14 protein-coding genes are annotated in these 16067 nt (G+C 56.9%); 7 read left to right on the forward strand and 7 right to left on the reverse strand.

What is annotated here, in order from left to right; genetic code table 11:
• Positions 1-77: 77 nt before the first annotated feature.
• Positions 78-1340, forward strand: a complete 1263-nt coding sequence (gene lysA, locus ABLV78_RS04765; RefSeq protein ID WP_047044190.1) for a diaminopimelate decarboxylase — start codon at positions 78-80, stop codon at positions 1338-1340.
• On the opposite strand, the gene ABLV78_RS04770 is transcribed toward lysA, so the two are convergent.
• Complete coding sequence (locus ABLV78_RS04770) at positions 1333-2334, reverse strand: LacI family DNA-binding transcriptional regulator (protein WP_161801907.1); 1002 nt, start codon at positions 2332-2334, stop codon at positions 1333-1335. The two genes, lysA and ABLV78_RS04770, sit on opposite strands and share 8 nt — an antisense overlap.
• Positions 2335-2530: 196 nt before the next feature.
• On the opposite strand from ABLV78_RS04770, the gene ABLV78_RS04775 reads away from it, so the two are divergent.
• Positions 2531-3010 carry a GNAT family N-acetyltransferase gene (locus ABLV78_RS04775; RefSeq protein WP_047044194.1) on the forward strand — a complete coding sequence of 160 codons (480 nt, stop codon included), beginning with the start codon at positions 2531-2533 and terminating at the stop codon, positions 3008-3010.
• On the opposite strand, the gene galR is transcribed toward ABLV78_RS04775, so the two are convergent.
• A complete protein-coding gene (gene galR / locus ABLV78_RS04780; protein WP_045396693.1) occupies positions 2971-3987 on the reverse strand; it encodes an HTH-type transcriptional regulator GalR in 1017 nt (338 codons plus the stop codon). The genes ABLV78_RS04775 and galR overlap by 40 nt on opposite strands.
• Positions 3988-4608: 621 nt before the next feature.
• Between galR and aas the strand changes: the two genes are divergently transcribed.
• Together aas and lplT are read left to right on the forward strand one after the other, a co-directional pair.
• Entirely contained in the window at positions 4609-6768 is a 2160-nt protein-coding gene (aas, locus tag ABLV78_RS04785; RefSeq protein WP_047044196.1) for a bifunctional acyl-ACP--phospholipid O-acyltransferase/long-chain-fatty-acid--ACP ligase, read from the forward strand.
• Positions 6761-7954, forward strand: a complete 1194-nt coding sequence (gene lplT / locus ABLV78_RS04790; RefSeq protein ID WP_045359511.1) for a lysophospholipid transporter LplT — start codon at positions 6761-6763, stop codon at positions 7952-7954. The genes aas and lplT overlap by 8 nt, the downstream gene beginning before the upstream one ends.
• A gap of 195 nt (positions 7955-8149) precedes the next feature.
• On the opposite strand, the gene ABLV78_RS04795 is transcribed toward lplT, so the two are convergent.
• The 5 genes from ABLV78_RS04795 to ABLV78_RS04815 all read right to left on the reverse strand — a co-directional run bounded on the left by ABLV78_RS04795 (position 8150) and on the right by ABLV78_RS04815 (position 11487).
• A complete protein-coding gene (locus ABLV78_RS04795; RefSeq protein ID WP_047044198.1) occupies positions 8150-9190 on the reverse strand; it encodes an NADP(H)-dependent aldo-keto reductase in 1041 nt (346 codons plus the stop codon).
• A 253-nt stretch (positions 9191-9443) separates the two neighbouring features.
• Positions 9444-9662, reverse strand: a complete 219-nt coding sequence (locus ABLV78_RS04800) for a YgdI/YgdR family lipoprotein (RefSeq protein WP_004867116.1) — start codon at positions 9660-9662, stop codon at positions 9444-9446.
• 123 nt (positions 9663-9785) lie between these two features.
• Positions 9786-10499, reverse strand: coding sequence for a TerC family protein (locus ABLV78_RS04805; protein ID WP_045396707.1), 714 nt, complete (start codon positions 10497-10499; stop codon positions 9786-9788).
• A 63-nt stretch (positions 10500-10562) separates the two neighbouring features.
• Positions 10563-11258, reverse strand: a complete 696-nt coding sequence (gene mutH / locus ABLV78_RS04810; RefSeq protein ID WP_047044200.1) for a DNA mismatch repair endonuclease MutH — start codon at positions 11256-11258, stop codon at positions 10563-10565.
• Between the two features lie 64 nt (positions 11259-11322).
• On the reverse strand, positions 11323-11487 hold the full coding sequence (locus ABLV78_RS04815) for a hypothetical protein (protein WP_223683768.1): 165 nt from the start codon (positions 11485-11487) through the stop codon (positions 11323-11325).
• 453 nt (positions 11488-11940) lie between these two features.
• Between ABLV78_RS04815 and rppH the strand changes: the two genes are divergently transcribed.
• The 3 genes from rppH to lgt all read left to right on the forward strand — a co-directional run bounded on the left by rppH (position 11941) and on the right by lgt (position 16066).
• A complete protein-coding gene (gene rppH, locus ABLV78_RS04820; RefSeq protein WP_015703328.1) occupies positions 11941-12471 on the forward strand; it encodes an RNA pyrophosphohydrolase in 531 nt (176 codons plus the stop codon).
• 12 nt (positions 12472-12483) lie between these two features.
• On the forward strand, positions 12484-14730 hold the full coding sequence (gene ptsP, locus ABLV78_RS04825; protein WP_015369927.1) for a phosphoenolpyruvate--protein phosphotransferase: 2247 nt from the start codon (positions 12484-12486) through the stop codon (positions 14728-14730).
• 460 nt (positions 14731-15190) lie between these two features.
• A complete protein-coding gene (gene lgt / locus ABLV78_RS04830) occupies positions 15191-16066 on the forward strand; it encodes a prolipoprotein diacylglyceryl transferase (RefSeq protein WP_015369928.1) in 876 nt (291 codons plus the stop codon).
• Position 16067: the final 1 nt, after the last annotated feature.

Here is a 16067-nt window from a genome sequence, read left to right on the forward strand (position 1 = left end):
CGATATTTTTTATTCTCTTCACGCTGTGGCGTAATCGAAAAAAACATCGACAAACACACGCACGCACCGGAGTCCTTATGCCACGCTCGCTGAACGCCACCGATACCGATCTGACCGCCGACAATCTACTGCGCCTGCCCGCTGAGTTCGGCTGCCCGGTATGGGTCTATGACGCGCAGATTATCCGCCGCCAGATTGCCCAACTTAGCCAGTTTGACGTGGTGCGTTTTGCGCAGAAGGCCTGCTCCAATATTCATATTCTGCGTCTGATGCGCGAGCAGGGCGTGAAGGTGGATTCGGTGTCGCTTGGCGAGATCGAACGCGCGCTAGCGGCAGGCTACGATCCCGTGCAGCATCCGGACGATATCGTCTTTACCGCCGATCTGATCGATCGCGCGTCCCTTGAACGAGTGAAAGCGTTACAGATCCCGGTAAATGCCGGATCCGTGGATATGCTTAGCCAGCTGGGCGAAGTCTCGCCGGGCCACCGCGTCTGGCTGCGCGTCAACCCAGGATTTGGTCATGGCCACAGCCAAAAAACCAACACCGGCGGCGAAAACAGCAAACACGGTATCTGGTACAGCCAACTGCCGCAAGCGCTGGAGGTGATTCGCCGCCATTCGCTGCAGCTGGTCGGCATCCATATGCATATTGGCTCCGGCGTTGATTACGGCCATCTTGAGCAAGTATGCGGCGCGATGGTGCGCCAGGTGGTGGAGTTTGGCCAGGATCTACAGGCGATCTCCGCCGGCGGCGGTTTATCGATCCCCTATCACGAAGGCGAAGAGGCGATCGATACCGATCACTACTTTGGCCTGTGGAATGCCGCGCGCGAGCAGATCGCCAAACATCTGGGGCATCCGGTAAAGCTGGAGATCGAACCGGGGCGTTTCCTGGTGGCGGAGTCCGGCGTGCTGGTATCGCAGGTGCGTAGCGTGAAAGAGATGGGTAGCCGCCACTTCGTGCTGATCGATGCCGGCTTTAACGATCTGATGCGCCCGGCCATGTACGGCAGCTATCATCATATTACCGCGCTGGCGGCGGACGGGCGCGACCTGAGCGGCGAACCACAGCTGGAAACCGTGGTCGCTGGGCCGCTGTGCGAATCCGGCGACGTCTTTACCCAGCAGGAGGGCGGTAAAGTGGAAACTCGCCTGCTGCCGGCGGTCGCGCCGGGGGATTACCTGGTGCTGCACGACACCGGCGCCTACGGCGCATCGATGTCTTCAAACTACAACAGCCGCCCGTTGCTGCCGGAAGTGCTGTTTGATAACGGCAGCGCGCGCCTGATTCGCCGCCGCCAGACCATTGAAGAACTGCTGGCGCTGGAGCTTATTTAAAGAACGGCCCCGTCGTCACCGATTCACGCAGCACCAGCGTGCCGGTGAACGGCGGGATGGTTTCGATCGGCTGTTCGTTGGCAAGCTTAATCGCCTGGTCGATGGCGGTGGTGATCATATTGTCGATCGGCAGGTAGACCGTCGATAATCCCGGCTCCAGCCATTTTGCGCTGGGTGCGTCGTCAAAGCCGAAGAGCGACACGTCCTGCGGAATGCGTAACCCCGCCTGATGCAGCGCTTTCGAGGCCCCCAACGCCATATCATCGTTACAGGAGAACAGCGCGCTAAACGGCGTTTTCTCTTCTAATAATTCCCGACATAGCTCATAACCGCGGGTCATCGTCGAATCGCCGTACTTTACCCGCGCCGGTTCCCACGCAATTCCGTGCTTTTCCAGCGCGCTGCGGTAGCCCGCCAGGCGCGCTTTACCCGTTGGGGTGTGCATCGGCACGGTCAGGCAGGCGATATCGCGGTGCCCCTGGGAGATCAGATAGTCGACGGCCTGAAACGCCGCTTCTTGCTGTTCGAAGAACACGCAGCGTTCCCGCGCCTGGCTGACATCGCGGTTAATCACCACCAGCGGCGTTTCGATGGACTCGATAAGCGACATGATTTTTTGTTCGCTCATATGGCGGGTGTAGAGCACGATGGCGTCGCACTGGCGGTCGGCCAACATTTGCACCGCTTCTTCTTCCCGCTCGGGCGCATCGTGGCCATCGGTGACGATAAGCTGCTTGCCCCAGGCTTCCGTTTGACGCGACGCCTGTTGCAGCAAGCGGCCAAAATAGAAACCGTCGAATGTCGATACCACCAGGCCAATGCTATTGCTGGTGCGATTCGCCAGCGAGCGGGCAAGAAAATTGGGCCGGTAGCCCAACTCTTCCATCGCTTTGAAGACCTGTTGGCGGGTACTCTCTTTTACCTGACCTGTGCCGTTCAACACGCGGGAAACCGTCGCTTTCGAGACGCCTGCGCGTATTGAGACATCCAGCATTGTTGCCATTCGTCGATTCCTGATAACCCGTGATAGGGCGCAGTTTACCACAGTCATTCAGAGGGATATGAGCCTGACGACGGCAAAGACTATCGCGATCACGCTTTTTGCGGAAATCCTGTTGAAGGCATTTTCCGACCCTTGATGCGCGGGCGGGCGCGGCGCGCTAGAATTCATTGATTCACAGGGGGTAAAAATGCAGATTCAACCGTTGTACGCCGCGCCGCAGCATGCGCCGCTGGTGGCGGAGTGGCTATGGCAGGCTTTTGCCGACGATGCCTTACCGCAGGCGTTTTTTAGCAGTATTGTTGAACATAGCCAAACGCCAGGGGCGCTGCCGCTGACCTTTATCGCCACCGAAGGCGAGGCGCTATTGGGGACTGTAGGCCTGTGGCGTTGCGATTTGATAAGCCGTCAGGATCTATTCCCCTGGATGGCGGCGCTGTTTGTCGCCGAAACGGCGCGCGGGCAGGGGTTGGCCGGTAAGCTGCAGCAGCACGTTATCGACTATGCCCGCCAGTGCGGTTATTCACAGCTTTATCTCTATTCCGCCTGCCGCGACTTTTACGAACGCTTTGGCTGGCGCTATATCGGCGAGGGGCTGGATTACCCGGCCACCGCCGTGAGCCTGTACCGCTACGATTTATCGCCTTCCGCGGGCGTTATCACCGAGTGACGGCGCACCAGCGTCGGGCTGAAGAGGTGGGTGATTTCCGGCGCCGGGCGCTGTTCCGCCAATGCCAGGGCCAGCTCCGCCGCCTGGGTCGCCATGGTGACGATCGGATAACGCACGGTGGTCAGGCGGGGGCGCACGTAGCGCGAGATCAGTACGTCATCGAAGCCAATCAGCGAAATTTCCTGCGGCACCTCGATACCATTGTCGTTGAGCACCCCCATTGCGCCGGCGGCCATTGAATCGTTGTAACAGGCGACGGCGGTAAAGTTTCTGCCGCGGCCTAATAGCTCGGTCATCGCCAGCTCGCCGCCGCTTTCGTCAGGCTCGGCGAAGGTGACCAGCCGGTCATTGACGGGCAGGCCGCTCTCTTTCAGGGCATCGTAATAACCTTGCAGCCGGTCTTCGGCATCGGAAATCGCGTGGTTGGAGCAAATATAGCCAATGCGGCTGTGGCCCTGCTGAATCAGATGGCGGGTCGCCAGCCAGGCGCCGTAGCGGTCGTCAAGCGCCACGCTGCGCTGCTCGAAACCGGGAACGATGCGGTTGATCAACACCATGCCGGGGATCTGTTTCATCAGCCCTGCCAGCTCGTCGTCGGGGATCATTTTAGCGTGTACCACCAGCGCCGCGCAGCGGTGGCGAATGAGTTGTTCAATCGCCTGACGTTCCTTTTGCACGTTGTGGTAGCCGTTGCCGATAAGCAGAAAATTACCGGTGCCGTAGGCCACCTGTTCGACGGCTTTGACCATCGCGCCGAAGAAGGGATCGGAAACGTCGCCCACCACCAGGCCGATGGTTTCCGTCGACTGCTGCGCCAGCGCGCGGGCGTTGGCGTTGGGGTGGTAGTTCAGCGTTTCCATCGCCGCCGTTACCGACTGACGAGAGGCTTCACTCGCTTTTGGCGAGTTGTTGATAACGCGTGAGACGGTAGCGACGGACACTCCAGCGAGTCGGGCTACATCCTTAATTGTCGCCATACCGGACCTTTTTTAGGGTAAGCGTTTACATAATAGTTATGTTACGGGAAAGCGCAGCAGATTCAAGGCTACAGCTATTCTGGTTGATACAAATGTGACGCAGACAGAGATTAGCGGTGACAAAGTTACACAGCACAATGCGTGGGATGCAACGGTGAAAAGAGAATTCTCATCTTTGCTTACACTTTGCGATTAGCTGTTGCGAATGTTCGCTGGTTTCGTTGAGTGATGCATTGATACTCTGGCTATCCCAGAGGTATTGATAGGTGGAGTCAACTTCAGGTTGACCACTTAATTACACCAACCTGCGCAGATGCGCAGGTTTTTTTTTGCCTGTCATTCAGCCTGTTACAGACAGCGAAAATCGCAATACCTGGTTGCACTTAGGCTCATTCCCTTGCGTTTTCGCGCTGGCGCGGTCGTGGATAAAAACGCGACAATCAGGGTCCCAGAGGTATTGATTGGTGAGTTTCTTAAGTACGCACTTCGTACTGATTATCTTGCACCGACCTGCGCGGATGCGCAGGTTTTTTTTATTCTGAATTTTCTTCCCCCACACTGCTTTTCCCCGCCTTCTCATGTAACCTGCTCGGAATACTAAATCAGCCACGCGGAGTCGTTATGCTGTTGGGATTTTTTCGATTACTGTTCAAAGGATTGTACCGGGTACGATTGACCGGAGACACTCAGGCGCTTTATCAGGAAAAAGTATTAATTACGCCAAATCATGTCTCATTTCTCGACGGTATTTTACTGGCGCTCTTTCTGCCCGTTCGGCCGGTGTTTGCGGTCTATACCTCGATTAGCCAGCGCTGGTTTATGCGGGCGCTGACGCCGCTTATCGACTTTGTGCCGCTGGACCCCACCAAACCGATGTCAATTAAGCATCTGGTGCGCCTGATTGAGCAGGGGCGTCCGGTCGTTATCTTCCCGGAAGGGCGTATTTCGGTGAGCGGTTCGCTGATGAAAATCTATGACGGCGCGGCGTTTGTGGCGGCGAAGTCGAAAGCGACTATTGTGCCGCTGCGAATTGAAGGCGCCGAACTTACGCCGTTCAGCCGCCTGAAGGGGCTGGTAAAACGCCGCCTGTTCCCGCGTATTCAGCTCCATTTACTGCCGCCGACGCATCTGCCGATGCCGGAAGCGCCGCGCGCCCGCGATCGGCGAAAAATCGCCGGCGAAATGCTGCACCAGATTATGATGGAAGCGCGTATGGCCGTGCGTCCGCGTGAAACGTTGTATGAGTCGCTACTGGCGGCGCAGGACCGCTTTGGCGCACGCAAAAACTGCGTGGAAGATATTAATTTCCAGCCGGATACCTACCGTAAACTGTTGACCAAAACGCTGTTCGTGGCGCGTATTCTGGAAAAATACTGCGCGCAGGGCGAGACAATCGGCCTGATGCTGCCTAACGCCGGTATCAGCGCGGCGGTGATTTTCGGCGCGATTGCCCGTGGGCGTATCCCGGCAATGATGAACTATACCGCCGGCGTCAAAGGGCTCACTAGCGCGATTACCGCCGCGGAAATCAAAACCATTTTTACTTCCCGTACCTTCCTCGATAAGGGCAAGCTCTGGCACCTGCCGGAGCAACTGACTCAGGTGCGCTGGGTGTTTCTGGAAGATCTGAAAGGCGATGTCACTACCGCCGACAAGCTGTGGATATTTAGCCATCTGCTGGCGCCGCGTCTGGCGCAGGTCAAGCAGCAGCCGGAAGATGCGGCGATGATCCTCTTTACCTCCGGCTCGGAGGGGAATCCAAAAGGGGTGGTGCATAGCCATAAAAGCCTGCTGGCTAACGTGGAACAGATTAAAACCATCGCCGACTTTACCGCCAACGATCGCTTTATGTCGGCACTGCCGCTGTTCCACTCCTTCGGCCTGACGGTCGGCCTGCTGACGCCGCTGTTTACCGGCGCGGAAGTGTTTCTCTATCCAAGCCCGCTGCACTATCGGGTGGTGCCGGAGCTGGTCTACGATCGTAACTGTACCGTGTTGTTCGGCACCTCAACCTTCCTCGCCAACTATGCCCGCTTTGCCAACCCGTATGATTTTTATCGTCTGCGCTATGTGGTGGCAGGGGCGGAAAAACTGCAGGACAGTACCAAACAGCTGTGGCAGGACAAATTCGGCCTGCGCATCCTTGAAGGCTACGGCGTGACCGAATGCGCGCCGGTGGTCTCCATCAACGTTCCGATGGCGGCGAAAGTCGGCACCGTCGGACGCATTCTTCCGGGGATGGATGCCCGATTGCTGGCGATGCCCGGCATCGAACAGGGAGGCCGACTGCAGTTAAAAGGGCCTAACATCATGAAAGGCTATTTGCGGGTAGAAAACCCCGGCGTGCTGGAAGCGCCGACGGCGGAAAACCAGTACGGTGAAGTGGAGAGCGGCTGGTACGACACCGGCGATATCGTCGTCTTTGACGAGCAGGGATACGTGCGTATCCAGGGCCGCGCCAAACGCTTCGCCAAAATCGCCGGCGAAATGGTCTCGCTGGAGATGGTCGAGCAGGTCGCTTTGGCGGTCTCGCCAGACAAAATGCACGCCACGGCCATTAAGCAGGACGCCAGCAAAGGCGAGGCGCTGGTGCTGTTTACCACCGATAATGAACTCAATCGCGAAAAGCTGTTGCGCTACGCACGTGAACATGGCGTACCGGAACTGGCGGTGCCGCGCGATATTCGTTGGCTGAAACAGCTGCCGGTACTGGGCAGCGGCAAGCCGGACTTTGTCACCCTGAAAGGCATGGTAGAAGAGGCGGAGCATTCAAATGAGTGAGTCAGTGCACACTAACGCTTCACTGTACTCGAAAGGGATGATGGCGGTGATCTGCGCCCAGTTCCTGTCGGCCTTCGGCGATAACGCGCTGCTGTTCGCCACCCTGGCGCTGATGAAACAGCTCTACTATCCGGAGTGGAGCCAGCCGGTGTTGCAGATGTTGTTTGTGGGCGCTTACATTCTCTTTGCGCCGTTTGTCGGTCAGTTTGCCGATAGCTTCGCCAAAGGCCGGGTGATGATGGCCGCTAACGGCCTGAAGCTGCTCGGCGCCGGGTGTATTTGCTTTGGCGTCAATCCGTTTATCGGCTATACGCTGGTGGGTGTTGGCGCGGCGGCCTATTCGCCGGCGAAATACGGTATTCTGGGCGAACTGACCACCGGCGATAAGTTAGTGAAGGCTAACGGACTGATGGAGTCGTCGACCATCGCGGCTATCCTGCTGGGATCAATGGCGGGCGGCATTCTTGCGGACTGGCACGTGCTGGCGGCGCTTATCGTTTGTGCGCTGGTTTATGGCGGCGCGGTGGTCGCTAACCTGTGGATCCCGAAACTACCGGCGGCTCGTCCTGGGCAGTCGTGGCGTTTCAGGCCGATGACCCATAGCTTCTTCAGCGCCTGTAAAACGCTGTGGCGTAATAGCGAAACGCGTTTCTCGTTGATGGGCACCAGCTTGTTTTGGGGCGCGGGGGTGACGCTGCGCTTCCTGCTGGTGATTTGGGTGCCCGTGGCGCTTGGGATCACCAGCAATGCGATGCCGACCTACCTCAATGCGATGGTCGCCGTCGGGATTGTGGTTGGCGCTGGCGCGGCGGCGAAGCTGGTAACGCTGGAAACCGTCTCGCGCTGTATGCCCGCCGGGATATTGATTGGCGTCGCGGTGATTGCCTTCGCGGTGCAGCAGTCGCTATTGCCTGCATTTGGCCTGCTGCTACTGCTCGGTGTGTGCGGCGGCTTCTTTATTGTGCCGCTGAACGCGCTGCTGCAGGAACGCGGGAAACATACCGTTGGCGCAGGCAACGCCATTGCGGTACAGAACCTCGGCGAAAACGTGGCGATGCTGCTAATGCTGGGGCTGTACTCGCTGGCGGTCAGCGTTGGGATCCCGCCGGTTGGCGTGGGGATAGGGTTTGGCGCGGTCTTTGCGCTAGCCATTGCCGCGTTGTGGTGGTGGGGACGGCGTAAATAATCCCCGGCTTGCGCTACGCTTAGCCGGGCTACCGAACTACCGAATGTCGCTGGTGGTGTAGCCCGGATAAGGCGCCAGCCGCTATCCGGGACTCCCCCCGGCTTGCGCTACGCTTAGCCGGGCTACCGAACTACCGAATATCGCGGGTTGTGTAGCCCGGATAAGGCGCCAGCCGCTATCCGGGGCTTTACTCCCTTACGGCGCCGGGTAGGTATACACCTTATGCGCCGCTTCAATCTCCGCTAACACCTCTTCGCTCAGCTCAAGATGCAAACTCTCGACGTTGGTCTTGAGCTGCTCCATGGTCGTGGCTCCGAGCAGGGTGCTGGCGACAAACGGCTGACGACGCACAAAGGCCAGCGCCATTTGCGCCGGATCGAGATTGTGGCGTTTGGCAATGTCCACATAAGCGGCCACCGCTTTCTGCGCCTGCTCGCCGCTGTAGCGGGTAAAGCGGCTGAATAGCGTATTGCGTGCGCCGGCCGGCTGCGCGCCGTTGAGGTACTTACCGGTGAGCGTACCGAACGCCAGGCATGAATACGCCAGCAGCTCAACGCCCTCATACTGGCTCACTTCCGCCAGCCCCACTTCGTAGCTGCGGTTAAGCAGGCTGTACGGGTTTTGAATCGTGACGATGCGCGGCAGGTCGTGCTTATCGGCCAGATGCAGATAGCGCATGACGCCAAAGGCGGTTTCGTTAGAGACGCCGATATAGCGAATTTTACCGGCGCGCTGGAATTCGGTGAGCGCTTCCAGCGTATCGAGAAGGGTGACCACCGGCGCGGAGTCGCTCCAGGTATAGCCCAGCTTGCCGAAACAGTTGGTCTGGCGCTGCGGCCAGTGGACCTGATAGAGGTCGAGATAATCGGTTTGCAGACGCTTGAGGCTGTCGTGCAGCGCGTCGCGAATATTTTTGCGATCCAGCGCGTGGTTCGGGCGAATGCTGCTGTCGTTATTGCGCGCCGGGCCGCTGACTTTAGAGGCGATAACCAGCTTTTCGCGGTTGCCGCGTTTCGCCAGCCAGTTGCCGACGTAGGTTTCGGTCAGCCCCTGGGTTTCCGGGCGCGGCGGGACAGGATACATTTCGGCGACATCAATCAGGTTGATTCCCTGACTTACGGCGTAGTCGAGCTGTTCATGAGCGTCGGCCTCGCTATTTTGCTCACCAAAGGTCATTGTGCCCAGCCCCAGCGTGCTGATTTCAAGAGAACTGTGTGGGATACGGTGATACTGCATAGCCGGCTTCCTTATTTTTATCAACAAGGTCAGGAGTTTCCCGACAAAACTATCTCCCCACAAACTTCAAAGCGCTTGCAGGCTGATGGGAATAACAACATGGCAGAGGGAGAGAAAAAGAGAAAGGGAAAATATCAAAAAAGCCGGGTCTGGAGATCCTGAAGGGGGCTGCCCTGGGGATATAGCAGGGGGATCCCGACTCTTTTCTGTGGCTGTGGTTGTCGGTAATTATGCTGTTAACCGACGAAAAAGCTTAACGCTTAATAATTTGTGACACGTCGTCGCGGTTGATCTGCATTTTATTGCCTTGCTGATCTTCGTAGCTTATCAAACCGGTGTCATCGTCAACCGCCGGTTTACCGTCGGTAAGAATCATACGTCCGTCTTTTGTCGCCATGACATAATCGCTGCTGCAACCGGAAACCGAGAACGCCAGTCCTACGGCGGAAATCAATACTGCCCATTTTTTCATCGTCATTACCTCTCTTATGGCCGCACCTCGTACCAGTATATTAATAGCCTGATTTGTGAGACATAAAAAGCAGTAAAGTCTTAAAAAGGATTGCAGCCCGCTTCCGGACTGCAATTTTGTGGCTTACAGCGGGTTTTTCTTATTGCGCATCAGGTTGAGGGTTTCGACCGCAATAGAGAAGAACATCGCGAAGTAGATGTAGCCTTTTGGTACATGCACATCGAAGCTCTCCAGCATCAGCGTGAAGCCGACCAGGATCAGAAACGACAACGCCAACATTTTGACCGACGGATGACGGTCAACGAAGTCGCCGATCGGACGTGCGGCAAACATCATCACCCCAACCGCAATCACCACCGCGGCCATCATAATAAACAGATGATCGGAGAGGCCGACGGCGGTAATGACTGAATCAAGGCTGAAGATGATATCCAGCAGCATGATCTGCACGATGGCGCCAAAGAAGGAGTGGACGTTGGTTTTAAGACCTTCTTCCTCGCCTTCAATCGATTCGTGGATCTCTTTACTCGCTTTCCAGATCAGGAACAGGCCGCCGAGCAGCAGGATCAGGTCGCGAAACGAGATCTCCTGACCAAATACGGTGAAGAGCGGGTTGGTGAGCTTAACGACCCAGGCGATAGACGCCAGCAGGCCGAGACGCATCAGCATGGCTCCCATTAACCCGATGCGCCGCGCATGGGCGCGTTGGGCGGTGGGAAGCTTAGCAACAACCAGAGAGAGAAAAATAATATTATCGATCCCGAGAACGATCTCCAGCAGCGTCAGCGTGCCGAGCGCCAGCCAGGCGTTAGGATCGGTTATCCATGCAAATAACATTGTTCAAAGTCCTGCAAAAAATAAAGTGGTAATTATATGCAGGCGTTATGGCAGAACAAAAAATTATTCATGACCTAATAGAAAATGACGCGCCAGCAGCGCGGCGGTGAAGTTCTTTTTCAGATAAAAGCCGCGCGGCAGGGTGAGGATCGGCTCGCCGTGGGCGCCGATCGCTTCCGTTAGCGCCTTGCTGTTGGCCGCCTTTGGGCGTAGTTGCAGCACCTCGCCGTGGCGGGCGGTGATTCGTTCAACCTGGCCAAGCACGATAAGATCCATCAACTCTTCCCAATCCATGCGTAGCTGGCGATCTTCTTCCTCGTCTGGCGTCCACAATAGCGGCGCGCCGACGCGGCGTTCCGCGAGCGGGATCTCGCGTTCGCCTTCTACCGGGATCCACAGCACGCGCTGTAGCTTATGCCGCACGTGGCTGCTTTCCCAGGTCACGCCGCTATTGCCGGTTAGCGGCGCCACGCAAACAAACGTGGTCTCCAGCGGACGCCCCTGGCGGTCGATGGGGATAGTTTTCAGCTCCACGCCTAAGGCGGCGAAATCCTGCTCGGGTTTGCTTCCGGCGCTGGCGCCCAGCCAAATCTCCAGCAGGATGCCAATCCAGCCTTTGTCGCGTTTCAAATCGCGGGGAATGGGGATCCCCGCCAGCGCCGCCAGTTCACCCAGTGAATAACCCGCCAGCCGCTGGGCCTGAGCAAGAAGTTGCTCCTGACTTTGCGGCGGAGCGGTAAGCGGAGCGATGGCTGACATGATGGAAAACCTCTGGTTAAAAAGTGAGCGCTATTTTTGTGCGTTGTGGATAGAGTTTACCTTTTTATGGGTAACTATACCAATGTGATGATTTATATATGTTTTTTGTCCCATTTTTCCGCTTGTGAAAACAGTGAAAACGGGTTTTCCAGAACTGGTCACTGACAATGAACAGGATCTTACACCATGTTATCCACAGAAAAATGGGATAACTGGGGAAAAGCCTCACTACTGGTTCGATTTACAGCCTTGACGTGCGACGAAAATCGAATTTTTAGACAAAATGTGCCCGACGAGTGTGCTTTATCTGTGGATAAAAGCGGCATTGTTCGATCTTTCATCAGTTGCCGGATCGCATATGTGATGATCATCACGTTATGCTGTAATTTGTTGGCGTGAACTATGATAACTTAATGAATAATATGTCATTATTAAAAAGCCCTATCTCTACGTCGTTCGGACTACTCTGGGTTTTCCCTGGTTAATTCCGTACTTCTTCACAACTCTATCCACAGAAAAAGTGAATAAAATGGCCCGGGGATGGCGTTCACTGTTTATAACTCGGGTGATTACTGTGAGTTATTCAAATGTTATTCGTTATCACGCCACACAGAGAGTGGTTTACCGTTTCCAACGAGTGTGAAACAATCATTCACATTGAAGCTTATTTTGAGGTAGTCCGGTGATTGATGACGATGGCTACCGCCCAAATGTCGGCATTGTAATCTGTAACCGCCAGGGCCAGGTGATGTGGGCCCGGCGCTATGGTCAGCACTCGTGGCAGTTCCCGCAAGGGGGCATTAATCCAGGCGAGTCCGCCGAGCAGGCAATGTATCGGGAATTGTTCGAAGAGGTTGGGTTAAGCCGCAAAGATGTGCGGATCCTGGCCTCAACCCGTAACTGGCTGCGTTACAAGCTGCCTAAACGTTTGGTGCGTTGGGACACAAAGCCGGTTTGTATCGGTCAGAAGCAGAAGTGGTTTCTTCTACAACTGGTCGGCAGCGATACGGCTATTAATATGCAAACCAGCAGTACACCTGAGTTTGATGGCTGGCGATGGGTAAGTTACTGGTACCCGGTTCGTCAGGTGGTGTCGTTTAAGCGCGACGTTTACCGCCGGGTGATGAAAGAGTTCGCGGGCGTCACCATGTCGCTTGCTGAAACCACACCAAAGCCGCAAAGCGCGCCTGCTTATCGACGTAAAAGAGGTTAAGCCACGCACATTATGCTCACTCGGTTGCGAGAAATAGTCGAGAAGGTCGCCAGCGCGCCGCGTTTAAATGAGGCGCTGGATATCCTGGTGACGGATGTCTGTAAAGCGATGGAAACGGAAGTTTGTTCGGTTTATCTGGCTGACAACGATCGACGCTGCTATTACCTGATGGCCACGCGCGGGCTGAAAAAACCTCGCGGACGTACGGTCGCACTCGCATTTGATGAAGGTCTCGTGGGTCTGGTGGGGCGACTGGCCGAGCCGATCAACCTGGCCGATGCGCAAAAGCATCCCAGCTTTAAATACATCCCGGCGGTGAAGGAGGAGCGTTTCCGCGCCTTCCTTGGCGTGCCGATCATCCAGCGGCGTCAGCTGCTGGGTGTGCTGGTAGTCCAGCAGCGTGAGCTGCGCCAGTTCGATGAAAGCGAAGAGTCCTTCCTTGTCACCCTCGCCACCCAGATGGCGGCGATTCTCTCCCAATCGCAGCTGAATGCGCTGTTTGGGCAGTATCGACAGACCCGCATCCGCGCGCTGCCGGCATCATCCGGGGTAGCGATTGCCGAAGGCTGGATGGATGCCAGCCTGCCATTGATGGAGCAGGTCTACGAGGCCTCGACGCTGGATACCGCTTCCGAGCGCGAACGTCTCACCGGCGCGCTGGAAGAAGCGGCGAATGAGTTTCGTCGCTACAGCAAACGCTACGCCGCCGGGGCGCAAAAAGAGACGGCGGCTATTTTTGACCTCTATTCGCACCTGCTATCCGATGCGCGCCTGCGCCGTGAGCTATTCGATGAAGTCGACAAAGGCTCCGTCGCCGAATGGGCGGTGAAAAAGGTCATTGAAAAATTTGCCGAGCAGTTTGCCGCGCTCAGCGATGGCTATCTGAAAGAGCGGGCGGGGGATTTACGTACTCTCGGACAGCGGCTGTTGTTTCATCTCGACGACACCACCCAGGGGCCGAATACCTGGCCTGAGCGCATTATCCTGGTGGCCGACGAACTGTCGGCTACCACGCTTGCGGAAGTGCCACAGGACCGCTTAGTCGGGGTGGTGGTGCGCGACGGCGCGGCCAACTCCCACGCGGCGATCATGGTTCGCGCGCTGGGCATTCCGACGGTGATGGGCGCCGATATTCAGCCGTCGCTGCTGCATGGCCATATGCTGATCGTTGATGGCTATCGCGGCGATCTATTGGTCGATCCCGAACCGGTGCTGCTACAGGAGTATCAGCGGTTAATCAGCGAAGAGAACGAGCTGAGCCGGCTGGCGGAAGACGATCTCGAACGCGCTTCCGAGCTGAAAAGCGGCGAGCGGGTAAAAGTGATGCTCAACGCCGGTCTGAGCCCGGAGCATGAAGAGAAGCTCGGCAGCTTTATCGATGGTATCGGGCTTTACCGCACCGAAATTCCGTTTATGTTACAGAGCGGCTTCCCCTCCGAAGAGGAGCAGGTCGCCCAGTATCAGGGCATGCTGCAGATGTTTAACAGCAAGCCCGTGACCCTGCGTACGCTGGATATCGGCGCTGATAAGCAACTGCCGTATATGCCGATTAGCGAAGAGAACCCGTGCCTTGGCTGGCGCGGGATCCGTATTACGCTCGATCAGCCGGAGATCTTCTTGATCCAGGTGCGCGCCATGCTGCGCGCCAATGCCGCCACCGGCAACCTCAGCATACTGCTGCCGATGGTCACCAGCCTCGAAGAAGTTGATGAAGCCCGCCGCCTGATTGAGCGCGCCAGCCGTGAAGTCGAAGAGATGATTGGCTATGCGATTCCCCGCCCGCGCCTTGGGGTGATGCTGGAAGTGCCGTCTATGGTCTTTATGCTGCCGCAGTTGGCGAACCGCATCGACTTCATCTCGGTCGGCACTAACGACCTGACGCAATACATCCTCGCGGTCGACCGCAACAATACCCGCGTCGCCAATATGTACGACTGCCTGCATCCTGCGGTATTGCGGGCGCTGGCGATGATCGCCCATGATGCCGAGCGTTTTGGTATCGATCTGCGCCTGTGCGGCGAAATGGCCGGCGACCCGATGTGCGTCACCATTCTGGTGGGCCTCGGCTATCGCCATTTGTCGATGAACGGCCGTTCGGTCGCGCGCGTGAAATATCTGCTGCGCCGTATCGATATCGAAGAAGCGCAGGAGCTGTCGCGGCGCAGTCTGGAAGCGCAGATGACCACCGAAGTGCGCCACCAGGTGGCGGCGTTTATGGAGCGCCGCGGTCTCGGCGGCCTGATCCGCGGCGGACGGTAACGTAGATACTGTTATCGGTTTGCAACTTTTTAAGTGTTTTTCCCGGACGCGGCGCGTTGCGCCTTCTCCGGGCTACCAAATCGCATCGTGCTGTAGCACCGGTAAGCGGCAGCGCCACCGGGGGATTTTGAGGCCACCAACACCGGCAGTTTCAGTAGCCATGGGGACAAGGTAGAGATCTTAAGCTCGCAATGGCACGGACCGTAGGTCGGGTAAGGCGTTAGCCGCCACCCGACAAAAAAAACGGCACCGCGAGTAGCGAGTCCGGGTAAGGCGTAAGCGGCAGCCCTGGAAAAACCGCACTCTGTTAGCATCCGTATACATATCTTTTACACGTTCGGCGCGGATCGCACTACATGCTTATGCTATCATTCGCCTCCTTCGGAGTGCCCGTTTTATGCGGGCACGGATCATCACCGCTGTCCACTTTCGGCGGAATAACAAGTCTTTATGGTGACAGATGAATAGTGGCTACCTGCATTTTCCGGAGTTCGATCCGGTAATATTTTCCATTGGACCGGTCTCTCTCCACTGGTACGGCTTAATGTACCTGGTTGGTTTCGTCTTTGCGATGTGGCTGGCCACCCGTCGGGCTAATCGTCCGGGCAGCGGCTGGACGAAAAATGAAGTGGAAAACCTGCTCTACGCGGGCTTCCTCGGCGTATTCCTCGGCGGCCGTATCGGCTATGTGATGTTCTACAACCTGCCGGTCTTCCTTAGCGACCCGCTATATCTGTTCCGCGTCTGGGATGGCGGCATGTCGTTCCACGGCGGCCTGATCGGCGTGATTCTGGTGATGATTATCTTCGCCAAACGCACCAAGCGCACCTTCTTCCAGGTTTCCGATTTCATCGCGCCGCTGATCCCGTTTGGCCTCGGCGCCGGGCGTCTGGGCAACTTTATCAACGGCGAGCTGTGGGGCCGCGTTGACCCGAACTTCCACTACGCGATGATTTTCCCGGGCTCGCGCGCTGAGGACCTGGCGCTGCTGCCGTCGCATCCGGAATGGCAATCATTATTCGATACCTACGGCGCGCTGCCGCGTCACGCCTCGCAGCTTTATGAGCTGGCGCTGGAAGGCGTGGTGCTGTTCCTGATCCTGAACCTGTTTATCCGTAAACCGCGCCCGACCGGTTCCGTTTCCGGCCTGTTCCTGATTGGCTACGGCCTGTTCCGCATTATCGTGGAATTCTTCCGCCAGCCGGACGCGCAGTTTACCGGCGGCTGGGTGCAGTACATCAGCATGGGGCAGATTCTTTCGATCCCGATGGTGCTTGCGGGTATCATTATGATGGTTTGGGCTTATCGTCACCGTCCGCAGCAACAAAACTCTTGAG

This window comes from Klebsiella sp. CN_Kp075 (genome assembly GCF_040065055.2).
Lineage (GTDB): Bacteria > Pseudomonadota > Gammaproteobacteria > Enterobacterales > Enterobacteriaceae > Klebsiella > Klebsiella aerogenes.

What these genes read in the sequence shown, in the direction of transcription:
- lysA (WP_047044190.1), top strand. Translation starts at nt 78, where the DNA reads ATGCCACGCTCGCTGAACGCCACCGATACCGATCTGACCGCCGACAAT.
- ABLV78_RS04770 (WP_161801907.1), bottom strand. Translation starts at nt 2,334, where the DNA reads ATGCTGGATGTCTCAATACGCGCAGGCGTCTCGAAAGCGACGGTTTCC.
- ABLV78_RS04775 (WP_047044194.1), top strand. Translation starts at nt 2,531, where the DNA reads ATGCAGATTCAACCGTTGTACGCCGCGCCGCAGCATGCGCCGCTGGTG.
- galR (WP_045396693.1), bottom strand. Translation starts at nt 3,987, where the DNA reads ATGGCGACAATTAAGGATGTAGCCCGACTCGCTGGAGTGTCCGTCGCT.
- aas (WP_047044196.1), top strand. Translation starts at nt 4,609, where the DNA reads ATGCTGTTGGGATTTTTTCGATTACTGTTCAAAGGATTGTACCGGGTA.
- lplT (WP_045359511.1), top strand. Translation starts at nt 6,761, where the DNA reads ATGAGTGAGTCAGTGCACACTAACGCTTCACTGTACTCGAAAGGGATG.
- ABLV78_RS04795 (WP_047044198.1), bottom strand. Translation starts at nt 9,190, where the DNA reads ATGCAGTATCACCGTATCCCACACAGTTCTCTTGAAATCAGCACGCTG.
- ABLV78_RS04800 (WP_004867116.1), bottom strand. Translation starts at nt 9,662, where the DNA reads ATGAAAAAATGGGCAGTATTGATTTCCGCCGTAGGACTGGCGTTCTCG.
- ABLV78_RS04805 (WP_045396707.1), bottom strand. Translation starts at nt 10,499, where the DNA reads ATGTTATTTGCATGGATAACCGATCCTAACGCCTGGCTGGCGCTCGGC.
- mutH (WP_047044200.1), bottom strand. Translation starts at nt 11,258, where the DNA reads ATGTCAGCCATCGCTCCGCTTACCGCTCCGCCGCAAAGTCAGGAGCAA.
- ptsP (WP_015369927.1), top strand. Translation starts at nt 12,484, where the DNA reads ATGCTCACTCGGTTGCGAGAAATAGTCGAGAAGGTCGCCAGCGCGCCG.
- lgt (WP_015369928.1), top strand. Translation starts at nt 15,191, where the DNA reads ATGAATAGTGGCTACCTGCATTTTCCGGAGTTCGATCCGGTAATATTT.